Origin of the sequence: Mesorhizobium sp. M7A.T.Ca.US.000.02.2.1 (assembly GCF_003996995.1) — a bacterium.
Classification (GTDB): Bacteria; Pseudomonadota; Alphaproteobacteria; order Rhizobiales; family Rhizobiaceae; genus Mesorhizobium.
This window is the reverse complement of sequence record NZ_RZTT01000118.1, coordinates 1-14999: the sequence shown is the minus strand read 5'-3', so window position 1 is coordinate 14999 and position 14999 is coordinate 1. Positions and strand designations below refer to the sequence as shown.

Below are 14999 nucleotides of genomic sequence, written 5' to 3'. Positions count from 1 at the left end.
GACGTCTTCGCGGTCCGCATCTTCCCTGCCAATCCCTACGACAGGAAGATCCGGGTCGAAATCCACGTCTACGATCAGGATTTTCAGCCGGTAGATGCCAGAATCTCTCCAAATGTCTTCCAGCTGGCTTCCCAGGCTTCCCGTTCTGTCCTTGTGGTCGTGCCCTTTGATGGCGCCGGCGAGCGTAAAGTGCGTATCTGTACCGAAAGCATTCCCTTTCCCAATCAACAAACGCAGATAAGGGCACAGATATGCGGAAAGTTCTTCGGGCGCCGCAAGTCCTGACACTGGCGCTCGCGGCTGCTTGGGCGGGTGCCTCGCCGGCCGGGGCCGAGGACGTCTATAACCTCAACCAGAATGAGAGCGGCTTCAACCTGCCCGGTGTTACCTTGCCTCAGGGCCAGGACGAGGTCCGTGCCGCGGACGGCACCACATGCCGTTCCGCCGTCTCCGGCTCCGGGGCCTATGTCGATCTCGGCGTTATCAGAGGCAACAGCCAGTCCGACAATGATGTCGCCACTTACGGCCGGGTGGTGATCCCGATCGGGCGTACGCCGAAGCGCGTCGATTGCAGCCGTCTCTATGAGCTTGAGGTCGAGCGCCTGCAGTTGGAACTGAAGCTCCTCAAAATGGGCCTCGGCGCCGACGGCCAGACGGCGAGCGTGGCCGCCAGCGCTTCCACGGCCGCGTCACCGGGGTGGGCCAATGAAGGCTGGAGCATCAGGACCGGAAATGGCGATGGCAAGAAAAAGAAGAAGCAGTAGCCGCGCGCTGCTTGCGATGGCGGCACTTGCCGGTTCCTGCCTTCCGGCGCAGGCGGCGATCATCGGCACCTGCACCATCATGGTCGGGGCGTCCGGAACGATGAAGGCCAATCCCGCCATCAGCATACTGGGCTCCAAACAGGCAGGCGGATCGAGCGCCAGCGCCACCGTGGTGGCAAATTCCCTGTTGTGCTCGATACTTAACTTGCTTGACTGCTATTCGGTTTCGGCGCCGGCGCCTGCCGCATTCTCCTCCGCGCCGAGCGGCGGCGGCACCAACGTGACCTTCGCTTCAGTCTTCCGCCTCGATGGTTCGGGAACCGATGTCAACGGAAGTGTGCCGCAGAGGGTTGCCAACGGCACCCACGCGATGCAGGTCGACCTCACCGCCACCAAGTCGAGCGGTATCTTTCCCGCCGGCGATTATCAGGGCACGGTCACCGTGCGCTGCGAATAAGGCCACGACACCTCAAATCGGACTGGACCATGCGCGTGGTCTGGCAAGCCGCGGCCTTACAGGTTAGCTTTCACGCAATCGGAACGATCTGCGTTCGTCCGGACGCACGAAGACGCTCCGATATTTTGAATTTGCGTTGCCAGGAGGCCCTGCTTGATTATCGTCATCGGCTCGATCAACCTCGACCTTATCGCCAAGGTCGACCGCTTGCCGAGCCCCGGCGAGACGGTGGGCGGCTCAGCCTTCACCACCGCGCCCGGGGGCAAGGGCGCCAACCAGGCGCTGGCCGCCGCACGCGCCGGCGCCTCGGTGCGCATGGTTGGCGCCGTCGGCAGGGACAGCTTCGCCGCCGAGGCACTGGCATTGCTGCGCGACGGCAAGGTCGACCTGTCCGGCGTTGCCGAGACTCACGCCTCGACCGGCACGGCACTGATCATGGTCGCCGACGACGGCGAAAACATCATCGCCGTGGTGCCGGGCGCCAACGCTTCCGTGGTCCCCGGCGATCTCTCCAAGGCCTTTCTGAAAAAAGGCGACGTCGTGCTGCTGCAAAATGAGATTCCGCTGGCCACCGTCGATTCCGCCCTCGACCAGGCAAGGGCGGCCGGCGCCATCACCGTGCTCAACACGGCGCCTTTCCAGGGGCAGGCAGCCGGCTTTCTCGACAAGGCGGACTATATCGTCGCCAACGAAACCGAGTTCGACCTCTATGGCGAAGCGCTGTCGCTGCAAGGCCGCGACCGGGCGGCCCGCATGCGCGACTTTGCCGGAAAGACCGGCCGCATCGTCGTCGTCACGCTCGGCGGCGACGGCGTGATGGCGGCGACACCGACCGAGTTCCTGGCCGTTGCTGCGCGCAAGATAACGCCTGTCGACACGGTCGGCGCCGGCGACACGTTCTGCGGCTATTTCGCCGCCAGCCTGTCGTCGGGCCTCGCGCTCGAACAGGCGCTGGCGCGCGCTGGCGCGGCCGGTTCGCTGGCCTGCCTGAAGCCTGGCGCCCAACCGGCGATCCCGCTCGCCAAAGACGTCGATCAGGCGCTGCAGGAAACCCATTAAAATGCTGCGTCCTCAAACGAAACATGCCGTGCAGCCGGCAAGCGACATCTGCCGCCTGTCCGCGGTCGAACTCGCCGGCGCGATCCGGGAGAGAGAGCTTTCCGTGCGCGAGGTGGTGGCGGCATTCCTCGATCGCATCGAGGCGGTCAATCCGCTGGTCAACGCCATCGTCTCCTTGCGCGATCGCGCCGATATCCTGCGCGAAGCCGATGCGGCCGATGCCAGCCTGTCGCGGGCCGAAGCGGCAGGTCCGCTCTTCGGCATGCCGATCGCCATCAAGGATCTCGCCTCGACCACGGGCCTCAGGACCTCCTTCGGCTCGCCGATCTTCGCCGATTTCGTGCCGCAGGAAGACGATTTCTTCGTCGAGCGCATTCGCAATGCCGGCGCCATTATCATCGGCAAGACCAACGTCCCCGAATTCGGGCTCGGCTCCAACACCTACAACGCCGTGTTCGGGCCGACGCTGAACGCCTTCGATCCGGCCCTGACCGCCGGCGGCTCGAGCGGCGGCGCGGCGGTGGCCCTGGCGCTCGACATGGTGCCCGTCGCCGATGGCAGCGACTTCGGCGGCTCGCTGCGCAACCCGGCCGCCTGGAACAATGTTTTTGGCTTCCGCCCGTCGCAAGGACTTGTTCCCGGCGGACCGGATTTAGAGATCTTTCATGCGCAGATGGGCGTCGAGGGGCCGATGGGCCGCAACGTCCGTGACATGGCACTGCTGCTCGATGTGCAGGCCGGTTACCACCCGCACGCGCCATTGTCCTACGAGAAACCCGGCTCGTTCCTCGAAGGGCTTGGAATACCGGCAACTGCTGGCCGCATCGCCTGGCTCGGTGACCTCGGCGGTCATCTGCCGATCGAACCCGGCATCCTCGGACTGTGCGAGGCAGCACTTGGCCGCTTTGCAGATGCATCCTTCCCTAGCGAACCCCTGCTGCCGGATTTCGATTTCGAAGCGCTGTGGCAGGCCTTCGTGACGCTGCGCCAGGCCAGCAGCGGCTGTGCGCTCAAGACCCACTATGACGATCCCGCGAAGCGCCGCCTGCTCAAGCCGGAAGCCATCTGGGAAGTGGAGAACGCAATGCGGCTGACGGCGCCACAGATCCGCGCCGCCTCCGTGACCCGTACATCCTGGCATCGCACGCTGCTGTCGATCTTCGATCGCTATGATCTGATTGCGCTGCCGACCGCGCAGGTCTTCCCCTTCGATGTCGATACGCATTGGCCGCGTGAGGTCGCCGGACGCGCAATGGACAGCTATCACCGCTGGATGCAGGTTTCCGCCTTCGCGACCTTGGGCGGCTGCCCGGCGGCCAACGTGCCGGTCGGCTTCGACGATAGGGGCCGACCGATGGGCATGCAACTGATCGGCCGGCCGCGCGGCGACCTCGCCGTGCTGAAGGCGGCGGCGGCCTATGAGGCAACGCTGCCTTGGCAGACCGGCGCCTGAACCGGGCGGACTGGCGTGTCGCAGGGCGCTAGTTAGCGGCTTGCACCGGCTGCGCTGCTATGCATTGATTGTCCTCAAGCCGCGCCGCATCGGCGGCATTCCTGGGGAAAAATCATGTCGCTGGAACTCTACGCCGCCTATGTCCTGGCTTGCATCGTCATTATCCTGGTGCCGGGCCCAACGGTCACGCTGATCATCGCCAACAGCATCCGCCATGGCTCCCGCGCCGGTCTCGCCAATGTCGCCGGCACGCAGGCAGGGCTTGCCGTGATGATCGCCATCGTCGGCATCGGCCTCAACACACTGATCTCGGGCATGGGCCACTGGTTCGAGTGGGTGCGGCTGATCGGCGCCGCCTATCTGATCTGGATGGGTGTGCAGATGTTCCGTTCCAAAGGCACGCTGAACGCCGATGGAACGGCCAGGAAACCGCGCGGCGGCTTCTTCCTGCAGGGCCTGCTGGTGGCGCTCAGCAACCCCAAGACGTTGATCTTCTTCGGCGCCTTCTTTCCGCAGTTCATTTCGCCGCAAGGCAACTATTCGCTGCAGATCGCCATCATGGGCCTGACCGCCATGATCTTCGCCGCCTTCTCGGATTCGACCTATGCGCTGGCCGCCGGCCGCGCCGGGCGCCTGCTGTCGGCCGGCCGCATCAAGCTTTTGTCGAGGATCAGCGGCAGCTTCATGGTCGGCGGCGGCCTGTGGCTGGCGCTTTCAAAGGCAAAGTAACAGCGCGCCGACAAGCCGGGACACTAACAGCAATTTCCTGAAACAGGGAGGCCGATTGAAAGTCGGCCTTCTGTCCACCACATGAATCGGCGGTTGGGGGATTCACGTCGATGTCGTGGACTTACGCTGACATAAAAAGGAACGTGCCCGGCGTGATTCTGATCGCCGCTCTGTTCGCGGTGATTATTTCCTCGGCTCTTCTTAGATGGAGGAATGACGCAAGCCCCATCCGGTTGGTCGAGCCAATCGGCGCAACGGTCAAAAGCGTCCATTCAGACCACGACCGCACGCTTTATCTGGTTGCCTTCGAAACCGGTTCGTCCATTCTTGTCGATGACGACCGCCCACATTTGATCGGCGCGTCGGCAAAATTGGAGCGTGTCACGCGTGATAATGGCGTCGTCTTTTATCGATTTTCAGAGTGAACGGCGACGAGTGCTGTTCCTTCTCCCCCTGTGGGAGAAGGTGGATCGGCGCACAGCGCCGAGACGGATGAGGGGGTGTTCCAGCGGAGTGAGACGTTGGCGTTTCCTGGAGCACCCCTCATCCGTCACCTTCGGCGACACATTCTCCCACAGGGGGAGAAGGCAAAGAGGCCCTAAAGCCGCCCCAACCTCTCCACCAGCAACGCGAAAAAGCCGTCATGGTCGATGTCGCGCATCACCATGGCGTTCTTCGGCCGTTTGGTGACGCCCCACCAGTCGATCACGGTCATGCCCATGGTCAGTTCCGAGGCGGTTTCCACGCTGACGTTGCAGTTGCGGCCCTTGAACAGGTCCGGCTTCAACAGATAGGCGATGACGCAGGGGTCGTGCAGCGGGCCGCCGTCGGTGCCGTATTTCTCCTCGTCGAAGCGCTCGAAGAATTCCAGCATCTCGGCGGTGGCGGTGCCGACCTTGGTGCCGAGCGCGCGGAAGGTTTGCGTGCGCTTGGCGGTGGTCAGCGCCTTATGGGTGACATCGAGGGGCATCATCACGATCGGAATGCCGGATTTGAGCACGACATCGGCGGCCTGCGGATCGACGTAGATGTTGAATTCGGCGGTCGGGGTGACATTGCCGCCTTCGAAGAAGCCGCCGCCCATCAGCACGATTTCCTTGATGCGCGGTGCAATGCGCGGCTCGCGGATCAGCGCCAGCGCAATGTTGGTGAGCGGGCCGAGTGCGCAAAGCGTGATCGTGCCGCTTTCTTCCCCCATCAGCGTCTCGACGATGAAATCGACCGCGTACTGGTCCTGCAGCTTCATCGTCGGTTCGGGCAATTGCGGTCCGTTGAGACCGGTCTTGCCATGCACTTCCTCCGCGGTGACCAGTTCGCGCATCAGGGGCCGGATGGCGCCGGCATAGACCTTGATGTCCGGACGGCCAGCCAACTCGCAGATCTTGCGGGCATTCTTTTCGGTAAGCTTCAGCGGCACGTTTCCGGCAACGGCTGATATGCCGACGATCTCCAGTTCGGAGCTGCCGAGCGCCAGCAATATGGCGACGGCATCATCCTGACCGGGATCCGTGTCGATGATGATCTTGCGTGATTGGGGCATTTCAATTCCTTGTTTGGCGAGGTCGTGGGCTTGAACCGATCCGATCGAAACATCCAAATGACGCCGAAGCGGTCGCGAGCTGCCATGTCGAACCGCTCGACCGGGGAAGACAATCCCCGACCTGCGCGCTTCTCCTTGCATCTGCTCGCCGTTTCAAGCGCCATGTCGATCATTCCTGTGAGTCCACGCCTGGTCTTTTTGGGCGGGTCTGTTGACGGCTTGAACTTGGTCGCGGGGCGGACCATATCAAGGCCATCGGGAAAAATGCCATCTGGGTTTTTCCACTTTATGTCGCTCTTGAGAGGACAGTGTAACATGAGCCGAATGACGCCCTTTTCCAGCCCGCTTCTCCTTGGTTTCGACGCCATGGAAAAGACCCTGGAACGCCTGGCGAAATCCGGCGACAGCTACCCTCCCTACAACATCGAACGCCTCAGCGGCGCCGACGGCAAGACCGAAAGGTTGCGCATTACATTGGCGGTCGCCGGTTTCGCCGAAAGCGATCTCGATGTCACCACGGAGGAAAACCAGTTGGTCGTGCGCGGCCGTCAGACCGACGACACCGAGCGCGAATTTCTTCATCGCGGCATCGCCGCGCGCCAGTTCCAGCGCTGTTTCGTGCTGGCCGACGGCATGCGGGTGATCGCGGCGGAGTTGAAGAACGGTCTTTTGTCGATCGACCTCGATCGGCCGGAGTCCGAACGGCTGGTACGGAAAATAAACATATCGGTGAAAGACTGATCTTTACCACTGCATCGGCCGGAAATCGGCTCCGACTTTCCGAAAGCACGATGCAGCAAATTGAAATGGCTCTCATGCGGGATGGCCTTGAGCGGCGTCCTCGCGCCAAGGAGGCTTTGAAATGACCAGAACTGAAAATATCACCATGACCAATGGCGAATTCGCTCATCTCGGCGAAGGCTCGGTCGCTTATCTCAGAAAGGTCTCGAGCGACGAATTGCTCGGCCGTTTCCCCAATCTCGGCGAAATCGCCCCCGGCATGGAACTGTGGGCCTTGTTTGCCGCCAATGGTCAGCCGATCCTGCTTTCCGATGCGCGTGACCGCGCTCTGGCCGGCGCCATGGAAAACGACCTGACCACCGTCGCCATTCACTGACAGCGATTTCCGGCTGAAACGGAAAGGGCCGCCCATGGCGGCCCTGTAGCGATATCATTCTCGAAATTCAGGCCGCGTGCGAAGCCTGGGTGTCCGACAAAAGCGCGTGGATAGCGGCGGCGTCGCGCGTACCCCTGATCTTGGCCACCGTGTCGGCATCGCGCAGGACCCGCGCGATGCGCGACAGTGCCTTGAGGTGGTCGGCGCCCGCCCCTTCCGGCGCCAGCAGCAGAAACACCAGATCGACGGGCTGATCGTCCAGCGATTCGAAATCGACAGGCGTCTCCAGCCGGGCGAAAACACCTGCGATGCGCTTCACGCCGGCCAGCTTGCCGTGCGGAATGGCGATGCCGTTGCCGACGCCGGTCGAACCCAGCCGCTCACGCTGGAGGATGGTGTCGAACACCTCCCGCTCCGGAATGCCGGAAATCGCCGCTGCCCGTTCGGACAGCAGTTGCAGCAGCTGCTTCTTGGAGTTCGCTTTCAACGCCGGCAGTATCGCCGGAACGTTGATAAGATCGCTCAGATCCATGCTTGAAAATCCCTTGTTCGCCTGCCGTCACCAGTCCCCACCCCTCGTGCGGCCGGCTCTTATTGCCGTGCGACCCTTGTCGTCACTGTGCGACCCTTGTCGTCACTGTGCGACCCTTGTCGTCACGCTTGCGCGACCTTGGTCGTCGACGGGTCGATCCAGCCGATATTTCCATCGGGTCGGCGATAGACGATGTTGAGATGGTCGGTTCCCGCATTGCGGAAGACAAAGACCGGGCTGTCCTTGGTGTCGAGCTCGATGACCGCCGACGCCACCGACATGGTCTTCAGCGTCATGGTTGATTCGGCGACGATGGCGGGCGCAAAATTCTCCGGAATGTCCTCGTCGTCATCGGCAAGCGGCGCCATCACCGTGTAGGCGATGTCGGTCGGCTGGCCGTTGGCGGCGCCCGAGTTGTGCGATTTCAGCCTGCGCTTGTAGCGCCTCAGGCGGGTTTCCAGACGGTCCGCCGCCGCCTCGAAGGCTAGCGTCGGATCCTGGGCATCGCCGGTGGCCTGCAGCGAAGCGCCGGAATCCAGCCGGATCATGCAGTCCGCCGAATAGCGCGAGCCCGATTTGATGACCGTGACATGTCCGGCAAAGCCGCGATCGAAATATTTGCCGATCGCTTCGCCGACGCGATCATTGATGCGTGTCCGAAACGCATCGCCGATATCCATGTGTTTTCCCGATATGCGCAGATTCATCTGAAAACTGACCTTCCTTGCTCAGGCTTCAAACTGGCCCGAGTTTATACTCGTGATCCGTGCGCACAAGCTTTGCGGCGTCACTTGCGCCGATTTTAAATCCAAACTTTCCGGTTGATCACAAGCCGCCCTTTGACCGTCCCGAGGCCAACGTCGTGACGGACCATCCGCATGCGGGCATCTAGCCCGTCTCATGCGGGCGGGCTTCTAGCCACTTCACCGCGGCTTGTCAATGAAGTGCCGGCCTGTGGAAAATCGACCCGCTCAGCGCCCGGCGCTGGCCATCGCCCGTTTCTCGCGTCGGCGCTGCACCGAAGAGGGGATATTCATGCCTTCCCGGTACTTGGCGACCGTACGTCTTGCAATATCGACGCCACTTTCGCGCAACATGTCGACGATCGCGTCGTCGGAAAGCACGTCGACGGGTTTTTCCTCGTCGATCAACTGCTTGATGCGGTCACGCACGGCTTCCGAGGAATGCGCATCGCCGCCGCCCGACGCGGCGATCGAGGCGGTGAAGAAGTAGCGAAGCTCGAACACGCCGCGCGGCGTCAGCATGTATTTGTTGGCTGTGACCCGGCTGACCGTCGATTCGTGCATGCCGATGGCGTCGGCCACCGTGCGCAGATTGAGCGGCTTCAGCTGCCGCACGCCATGGACGAGGAAGGCATCCTGCTGGCGAACGATTTCCGAGGCGACCTTGAGGATGGTCTTTGCCCGCTGGTCGAGGCTGCGCGTCAGCCAGTTGGCGTTCTGCAGGCATTCGGCCAGAAAATCCTTTTCCGCCTGGTTCTTGGCCTGCGGCGAGACCTGGGCGAAATAGATATGGTCGACCAAGACCCGCGGCAGCGTTTCGGCATTGAGTTCGACCGTCCAGCTGCCGTCATTGGCCGCGCGCACCTCGACATCGGCGACGATCGCGTCGCTGGCGCCGCCCGAAAACGCCATGCCCGGCCGGGGATCGAGCGCCCGGATCTCTGCCAGCATGTCGAGCAGATCCTCCTCGTCGACACCGCATATCCGTTTCAATGCATGAAAGTCACGTCGTGCCAGGAGTTCGAGATTGGCGACCAGCGCCTTCATCGCCGGATCGAGCCGGTTGCGCACCGCAAGTTGCAGCGACAGGCATTCGGCCAGGTCGCGGGCAAACAGGCCAGCCGGCTCGAAGGTTTGACACACCGCCAGCACCTTCGCCACGGCAGCGGCATCCGCACCGAGACGAGCGGCGATCTCGACCAGGTCGGCACGCAGATAGCCGGTCTCGTCAAGGCCGTCGGCGAGTTCGGCGGCGATCAGCCGTGCAGCCGGGTCAGTGAAGGCTAGCGCCACCTGCTCACCGACATGGTCGCGCAGCGTGATCGCAGCAGTCGCCATATCGCCCGCATCAAACCACTCGGATGAGGAACCCGCGCCATTGCCCGAAGCCGATTTCCATTGTGCCGTCAGGTCGGGACCGAGCCGCTCGCTGGTGCCCGGGTCGTCGGGGAACAGGTTTTCCAGCGACGTGTCGAGCTTGTCCGAGATCGCCTCGGCGCTCCACTGCGTCTCGTTTTCGAACCAGTCGCCTTCGGCGCTGGCTTGCGGCTCCGGCTCGATCTTCTGCGCCTGGTCGCTGGCGGCATCGTCCTGCGGCTCGGCGCGCTCCAGCAGCGGATTGCGCTCGATTTCATCGTCGATGAAATGCTCAAGCTCGACATGGGTGAACTGCAGCAGCCGAATCGACTGCATCAGCTGCGGCGTCATCACCAGCGACTGCGATTGTCGTAGCTGTAGTTTGGCCGCCAACGCCATGGTTCGGTTTCAAACGCCTCGTCTACGCATCCCGACTTCCGGGCAAGAATTTTGCAGCCGGCCATAAAAACTGGCCCGGCTTTTGCTTGTCAAGGCAATTGGTAGCAAAACGCGCTTACCGGAGCGTTATCCCGGAGCAAAATCGAGAAAAAAGCGCCGCGCGAACCGCAAAAATCGTGTCAGGAAACAAATTTCACGCTCAGAGCGTAAAACCCTCGCCGAGGTAGAGTCGCCGCACATCCGGGTTTGCCACCACTTCGTCGGCCCTTCCATGGGTCAGCACCTGGCCGGCATGGATGATGTAGGCGCGGTCGATGAGGCCGAGCGTTTCGCGCACATTGTGATCGGTGATGAGGACGCCGATGCCGCGCGCCGTCAGGTGGCGCACCAGTTGCTGGATATCGGCGACGGCGATCGGATCGATGCCGGCGAAAGGCTCGTCGAGCAGCATGTAGGCCGGACGTGTCGCCAGCGCCCGCGCGATTTCCAGGCGTCGCCGCTCGCCGCCCGAAAGCGACATGGATGGCGCCTTGCGCAGATGGCTGATGTGGAATTCCTCGAGCAGTTCGTCGAGATTGCGCTCGCGCACCTTGCGGTCCTTTTCGACCACTTCCAGCACCGCGCGGATATTCTGCTCGACATTGAGGCCGCGGAAGATCGACGCTTCCTGCGGCAGATAGCCGATGCCGAGGCGTGCGCGACGGTACATCGGCATCGATGTGACGTCGAAGCCGTCGATCTCGATCGTGCCTTCATCCACCGGCACGAGGCCGGTAACCATGTAGAAACAGGTCGTCTTGCCGGCGCCGTTGGGGCCGAGCAGTCCAACGGCCTCGCCGGCGCGCACGCCGATGGTGACGCCGCTGACGACCTTGCGGCCCTTGTAGCTCTTGGTCAAACCCTTGGCGATCAGGGTTCCCTTGAACTTTCCCGCATCGACGGTCACCGTGGCCGACGCCGAAAGCTTGCCGGCGGCCTGTCCCGGAAGACGCGCCGTCAGCGACGACAGGCTGGCCATCAGGGGTTCGTCGCTCCCGATTTCGGCGGCGGCGTGATCGACATCTGGACGCGTTGCCCAGCGCATGGATCCACCTGAGCCAGCCCGCTTTTCATCTGCACGGTAAGCTTGCAGCCCACCAGAACGTTGTCGTTTTGCGACAGAACGACCTTTTTGCCCGAAAGCACCAGCACCTGGCTCTTCATATCGAAGCTGCCTTGATCGCCTGTCGCGACCTGCGCATCCGACTTGATGTAAACCTTGTCGGAGATCTCCAGGTGATCGATGTTGGCCGAGCCCGTCATCGCCGCACCCGCGGCCTCCGTGCCCTTGGCAGCGGCGTTGGGGTCCTTGACGTAGTAGACCGTCATCTTGCCGGCCTTCATCAATGTCGGCCCCTGGACGACGCTGACATTGCCCGTGAAGATGGCGACACTGTCGGCCTGGCGGACTTCCAGCTTGTCGCTCTCGATCTGGATCGGCTTGTCGCCGGACAGTTTGAGGCCTGATTGACTGGTCGTCTGCGCCCATGACGGCACGAGTCCGAGCAGCAGCAACGCTGAAGTTGCAGCCGCGAGCCGCGTCGAACTACTGAGCCGCATTGGTTTCTCCGCTGTTTCCCTGTGCCGCCTTCAAGGCGGTGGAATCGATGTTGACGCGCACTTTGTTCTCGAAAACCAGAACCTTGCCATTGTCCTGGACCGACATCGTATCCGCCGTGATCCGCGACCCGCCACGGCTGACATCGACGGGATCTCCCGTCTTCATAGTGCCTTTGCCCATGTCGAGGAAGACCGATTTGAACTTGGCCTGCATGCCGTCGGTCGTGGTGATCGTCACGTCGCTGGTCAGGTTCATCGTATTGCCGTCGCGATCGTAGGTGCCGTGCGAGGCCTTGACCGCCGCCACATTGTCGGGCGCGATCGGCACCTTGGCGTCGATGCCTTCCAGCTCGATGATACCTTGCGTGCTGACATCCTGAATGGCACGCAGCGCCGTCATCGAATAAGGCTGCTTCTGCTTGGTGAAACCGTTGAGCTTGGGATTGGCCATCACCAGCTTGCCGTTGGAAAAGGCAGTGCCTTCCGCCTGAACCTTCACGGCGACGGGTGCGGCAAGATAGGAATAGACCGGGAAAGCGACCGCTATCAGTGCCGCGGCCACCGGCACGGCAAATTTGAGAACGCGCACGCGGCGCGAATGACGCTGTGCACGGTCGAAAGCGTCGCCGCGCGTCCGGCCGTCCGCCGGGGGAGCCAACACCGCCTCGGCGTTGGTCGGTTCAATCGGTCGCGCTAACATTCACTGCTTTCTTTAACCCTGCCCACCCTTGAGCACCGCCTATAGGTGGGACGCCGGCGCTTTCAAGCAAGCACAAGCCCACGAAAACTGCAAAAATGTGACAGCCGCCTTTGTACAGACGAAAACGAGGTCCGCACAACTGCGTGTTCTCCATAGCAGAAACAGACACGCGGCGTAAAATTTATCCTTCGTCGGTCTCGTCGCCGACCTGGGGCGATTGCACAAACATGTGAGCAGACCAATACTTGTAGAGCGCCTAGCCGAGGCTGGCCGACTGTCGACGGGGTGGCCACCTCACGTCCAGGTGCTGACTTGTCTCGCCATACGCAAAAGAGAACTGCTTCCAGATGGGCGGATCATGGTCTAAAAGCGTCTCCTCCCGCCGACTGAAAGGCTGACCATGGCACTGAGAGCCGACGACCTGATCGACCGCCGCCGTTTGCGGCGCAAGCTGACATTCTGGCGCGTCGTCGCCATAGGCATCGTAGCCCTTGGGGTGATTGCGCTTTCAACCTGGTTCTATGGCGACGATTTCGGCGGCTCGACGGTCGACCATATTGCCAAGGTCAAGATCGAAGGCACGATCACCGAGGACGAGGAACTGATCAAGCGGCTGGAAACCATCCGTCTTTCATCGAAGGTGAAGGGCGTGATCCTGTCGATCGATTCGCCTGGCGGCACCACCGTCGGCGGTGAGTCGATCTATGAAGAAGTGCGCAAGCTGGCCGCCGACAAGCCGGTGGTGGCGGAAGTCGGCACGCTCGCCGCATCGGCGGGCTATATGATCGCCAGTGCCGCCGATCACATCGTTGCCCGCAAGACCTCGATCGTCGGCTCGATCGGCGTGCTGATCCAGTATCCCGACGTCAGCGGCCTGATGGACAAACTCGGCGTCAAGCTGGAGGAAGTGAAATCCTCACCGCTGAAAGCCGCGCCCTCTCCCTTCAAGCCGACCAATGACGACGAGCGCGCCATGGTCCGCAAACTCATCCTCGACAGTTACAACTGGTTCGTCGACATCGTCGCCGAACGCCGCAAGATGACCCGCGAACAAGCACTGGCGCTTGCCGACGGCTCGATATTCACCGGTCGTCAGGGCGTTGCCAACGGGCTGATCGACGCCGTCGGCGGCGAGGCGGTAGCGGTCGACTGGCTGGCGACCAAGGGCGTCGATGCCAAGCTCAAGGTCGTCGAGTGGAAGGATACCGAACAGCGCGGCGGCTTCCTGTTCTCGAAAGCGATGGCGCAAACCATCGGCAGTGCGCTCGGCCTGCCCGCCTACAGCGGCGACGTCATCCATGAACTCGGAGCCGACCGCTTGTTTCTTGACGGTCTCGTTTCCGTCTGGCACCCTTGAAATGCCGTTTGGGGCAAGTGAAAAAAGCAAATAAAATCATCCTCATAATTTTGACCGCACTGCTTTCACGGGGACCCGTCTCATGATCAAGTCCGAACTTGTGCAGATTATTGCCACGCGCAATCCGCATCTTTTCCTGCGCGACGTCGAAAACATCGTCGGCGCCATCTTCGATGAAATCACCGACGCCCTTGCCGAAGGCAACCGGGTCGAGTTGCGAGGCTTCGGCGCTTTTTCGGTGAAGAATCGTCCCGCCCGCACCGGCCGCAATCCGCGCACCGGCGAATCCGTCGAGGTCGAGGAGAAATGGGTGCCGTTCTTCAAGACCGGCAAGGAACTGCGTGAAAGGCTGAACGGCGGCAAGTAGGCGCGACGTCAGCGCCTGACGGCCTTTCGGACAGGCCAGCTTCCGACGGAAAACATCATGTTCAATCGCTTCATGCTCATCGCGATCTTCGTGCCCCTGGCGATCATCCTGATCGCGCTCGCCGTTGCCAACCGCGAACTGGTCGCCTTCACACTGGATCCGTTCAACCCCGGCAATCCGAAGCTGACCCTGACTTTGCCGCTGTTCATTTTCCTGTTCCTGGCACTCGCCATCGGCATGATCGTCGGCAGCCTGGCAACCTGGGTCAAGCAGGGCCGCTATCGCAAGCTGGCGCGCCAGCGCGGCGTCGAAGCCGAGAACCTGCGCCAGGCGGTCAGCCGTGCGCCGGCGGTACCGCAAAGCCAGGCTCCGGGAACGGCCCCAGGCTCCGCCCAAGGGTCCGCCCAAGGGTCCGCATTGCCGAAGCCAACCGCTTGAGCCGCCCGTCGGCGGTTTTGTCCCTACGGAGTTTTACATGCTGACCATTTCGGCCGCAGAGGTCGACCATGCGCTGACCTTTGCCGGACTGGTCGAGACGCTGCGCACGGCGTTCCGCGACGGTGCGGTGCAGCCGGTCAGGCATCATCATACGATCGAGCGGCCAGATGGCGCGGCCTCCACCCTGCTCTTGATGCCGGCCTGGACCGACCTCAACGCGGCCGGCACATCGACCGGTGGTCACATCGGCGTCAAGATCGTCACCGTGTCCCCCGACAACAATGCCATCGGCAAGCCGGCGGTGATGGGGCTCTATCTCCTGCTCAATGGCGCCACCGGCGAACCCGAGGCCTTGATCGACGGCCAGCGGCTGACACAGTGGCGCACCG

Annotated in this window: 19 protein-coding genes and 1 pseudogene; 13 read left to right on the top strand and 7 right to left on the bottom strand. The window is 62.3% G+C overall.

The window, feature by feature from the left end:
• The 7 genes from EOD15_RS13810 to EOD15_RS13780 form a co-directional block, all read left to right on the top strand.
• On the top strand, positions 1-285 hold a 285-nt coding region (locus tag EOD15_RS13810; RefSeq protein WP_127408565.1), incomplete at its 5' end, for a hypothetical protein.
• Complete coding sequence (locus EOD15_RS13805; protein ID WP_127322478.1) at positions 252-764, top strand: hypothetical protein; 513 nt, start codon at positions 252-254, stop codon at positions 762-764. The genes EOD15_RS13810 and EOD15_RS13805, both read left to right, overlap by 34 nt.
• Positions 739-1221, top strand: a complete 483-nt coding sequence (locus EOD15_RS13800; RefSeq protein ID WP_164762034.1) for a hypothetical protein — start codon at positions 739-741, stop codon at positions 1219-1221. The genes EOD15_RS13805 and EOD15_RS13800 overlap by 26 nt, the downstream gene beginning before the upstream one ends.
• Positions 1222-1374: 153 nt before the next feature.
• A complete protein-coding gene (locus EOD15_RS13795) occupies positions 1375-2280 on the top strand; it encodes a ribokinase (RefSeq protein WP_127408564.1) in 906 nt (301 codons plus the stop codon).
• A gap of 1 nt (position 2281) precedes the next feature.
• A complete protein-coding gene (locus EOD15_RS13790) occupies positions 2282-3733 on the top strand; it encodes an amidase (RefSeq protein ID WP_127408563.1) in 1452 nt (483 codons plus the stop codon).
• Positions 3734-3847: 114 nt separating this feature from the next.
• Positions 3848-4462 carry a LysE family translocator gene (locus EOD15_RS13785; protein WP_127267106.1) on the top strand — a complete coding sequence of 205 codons (615 nt, stop codon included), beginning with the start codon at positions 3848-3850 and terminating at the stop codon, positions 4460-4462.
• 152 nt (positions 4463-4614) lie between these two features.
• Positions 4615-4887 carry a hypothetical protein gene (locus EOD15_RS13780; RefSeq protein ID WP_245463667.1) on the top strand — a complete coding sequence of 91 codons (273 nt, stop codon included), beginning with the start codon at positions 4615-4617 and terminating at the stop codon, positions 4885-4887.
• Positions 4888-5060: 173 nt separating this feature from the next.
• On the opposite strand, the gene EOD15_RS13775 is transcribed toward EOD15_RS13780, so the two are convergent.
• On the bottom strand, positions 5061-6002 hold the full coding sequence (locus EOD15_RS13775) for a nucleoside hydrolase (RefSeq protein WP_127322584.1): 942 nt from the start codon (positions 6000-6002) through the stop codon (positions 5061-5063).
• A 315-nt stretch (positions 6003-6317) separates the two neighbouring features.
• Between EOD15_RS13775 and EOD15_RS13770 the strand changes: the two genes are divergently transcribed.
• Both EOD15_RS13770 and EOD15_RS13765 read left to right on the top strand, forming a co-directional pair.
• Positions 6318-6743 carry an Hsp20 family protein gene (locus tag EOD15_RS13770; protein ID WP_023760739.1) on the top strand — a complete coding sequence of 142 codons (426 nt, stop codon included), beginning with the start codon at positions 6318-6320 and terminating at the stop codon, positions 6741-6743.
• A 121-nt stretch (positions 6744-6864) separates the two neighbouring features.
• The gene (locus EOD15_RS13765; protein ID WP_023760740.1) at positions 6865-7119 is read left to right on the top strand and encodes a DUF1150 family protein; all 255 of its coding nucleotides are present in this window, start codon (positions 6865-6867) and stop codon (positions 7117-7119) included.
• Between the two features lie 67 nt (positions 7120-7186).
• Here EOD15_RS13765 and ptsN read toward each other — a convergent pair whose 3' ends face one another.
• From ptsN to lptC, 6 genes are all read right to left on the bottom strand, one after another.
• Positions 7187-7651, bottom strand: a complete 465-nt coding sequence (gene ptsN, locus EOD15_RS13760) for a PTS IIA-like nitrogen regulatory protein PtsN (protein WP_013529589.1) — start codon at positions 7649-7651, stop codon at positions 7187-7189.
• Between the two features lie 122 nt (positions 7652-7773).
• A complete protein-coding gene (raiA, locus tag EOD15_RS13755) occupies positions 7774-8358 on the bottom strand; it encodes a ribosome-associated translation inhibitor RaiA (RefSeq protein ID WP_013529588.1) in 585 nt (194 codons plus the stop codon).
• A gap of 264 nt (positions 8359-8622) precedes the next feature.
• On the bottom strand, positions 8623-10149 hold the full coding sequence (gene rpoN / locus EOD15_RS13750) for an RNA polymerase factor sigma-54 (protein ID WP_127408562.1): 1527 nt from the start codon (positions 10147-10149) through the stop codon (positions 8623-8625).
• A 199-nt stretch (positions 10150-10348) separates the two neighbouring features.
• The gene (lptB, locus tag EOD15_RS13745; RefSeq protein WP_127322039.1) at positions 10349-11167 is read right to left on the bottom strand and encodes an LPS export ABC transporter ATP-binding protein; all 819 of its coding nucleotides are present in this window, start codon (positions 11165-11167) and stop codon (positions 10349-10351) included.
• Positions 11167-11748 carry an LptA/OstA family protein gene (locus EOD15_RS13740; protein ID WP_023812537.1) on the bottom strand — a complete coding sequence of 194 codons (582 nt, stop codon included), beginning with the start codon at positions 11746-11748 and terminating at the stop codon, positions 11167-11169. Before EOD15_RS13740 ends, lptB begins: the two co-directional genes overlap by 1 nt.
• Positions 11735-12448: an LPS export ABC transporter periplasmic protein LptC gene (lptC, locus tag EOD15_RS13735; RefSeq protein WP_127269996.1), complete on the bottom strand. Its 714-nt coding sequence runs from the start codon at positions 12446-12448 to the stop codon at positions 11735-11737. Before lptC ends, EOD15_RS13740 begins: the two co-directional genes overlap by 14 nt.
• 400 nt (positions 12449-12848) lie before the next feature.
• On the opposite strand from lptC, the gene sppA reads away from it, so the two are divergent.
• The 4 genes and pseudogenes from sppA to EOD15_RS13715 form a co-directional block, all read left to right on the top strand.
• Positions 12849-13805 (top strand): signal peptide peptidase SppA, encoded by a 957-nt coding sequence (gene sppA / locus EOD15_RS13730; protein WP_127269998.1) that lies wholly within the window; start codon positions 12849-12851, stop codon positions 13803-13805.
• An 82-nt stretch (positions 13806-13887) separates the two neighbouring features.
• The gene (locus tag EOD15_RS13725) at positions 13888-14172 is read left to right on the top strand and encodes an integration host factor subunit beta (protein ID WP_006200394.1); all 285 of its coding nucleotides are present in this window, start codon (positions 13888-13890) and stop codon (positions 14170-14172) included.
• A gap of 57 nt (positions 14173-14229) precedes the next feature.
• The gene (locus EOD15_RS13720; protein WP_127322040.1) at positions 14230-14610 is read left to right on the top strand and encodes a LapA family protein; all 381 of its coding nucleotides are present in this window, start codon (positions 14230-14232) and stop codon (positions 14608-14610) included.
• Positions 14611-14647: 37 nt separating this feature from the next.
• Positions 14648-14999 (top strand): annotated as a pseudogene (locus EOD15_RS13715) (ornithine cyclodeaminase family protein); the annotation flags it as partial.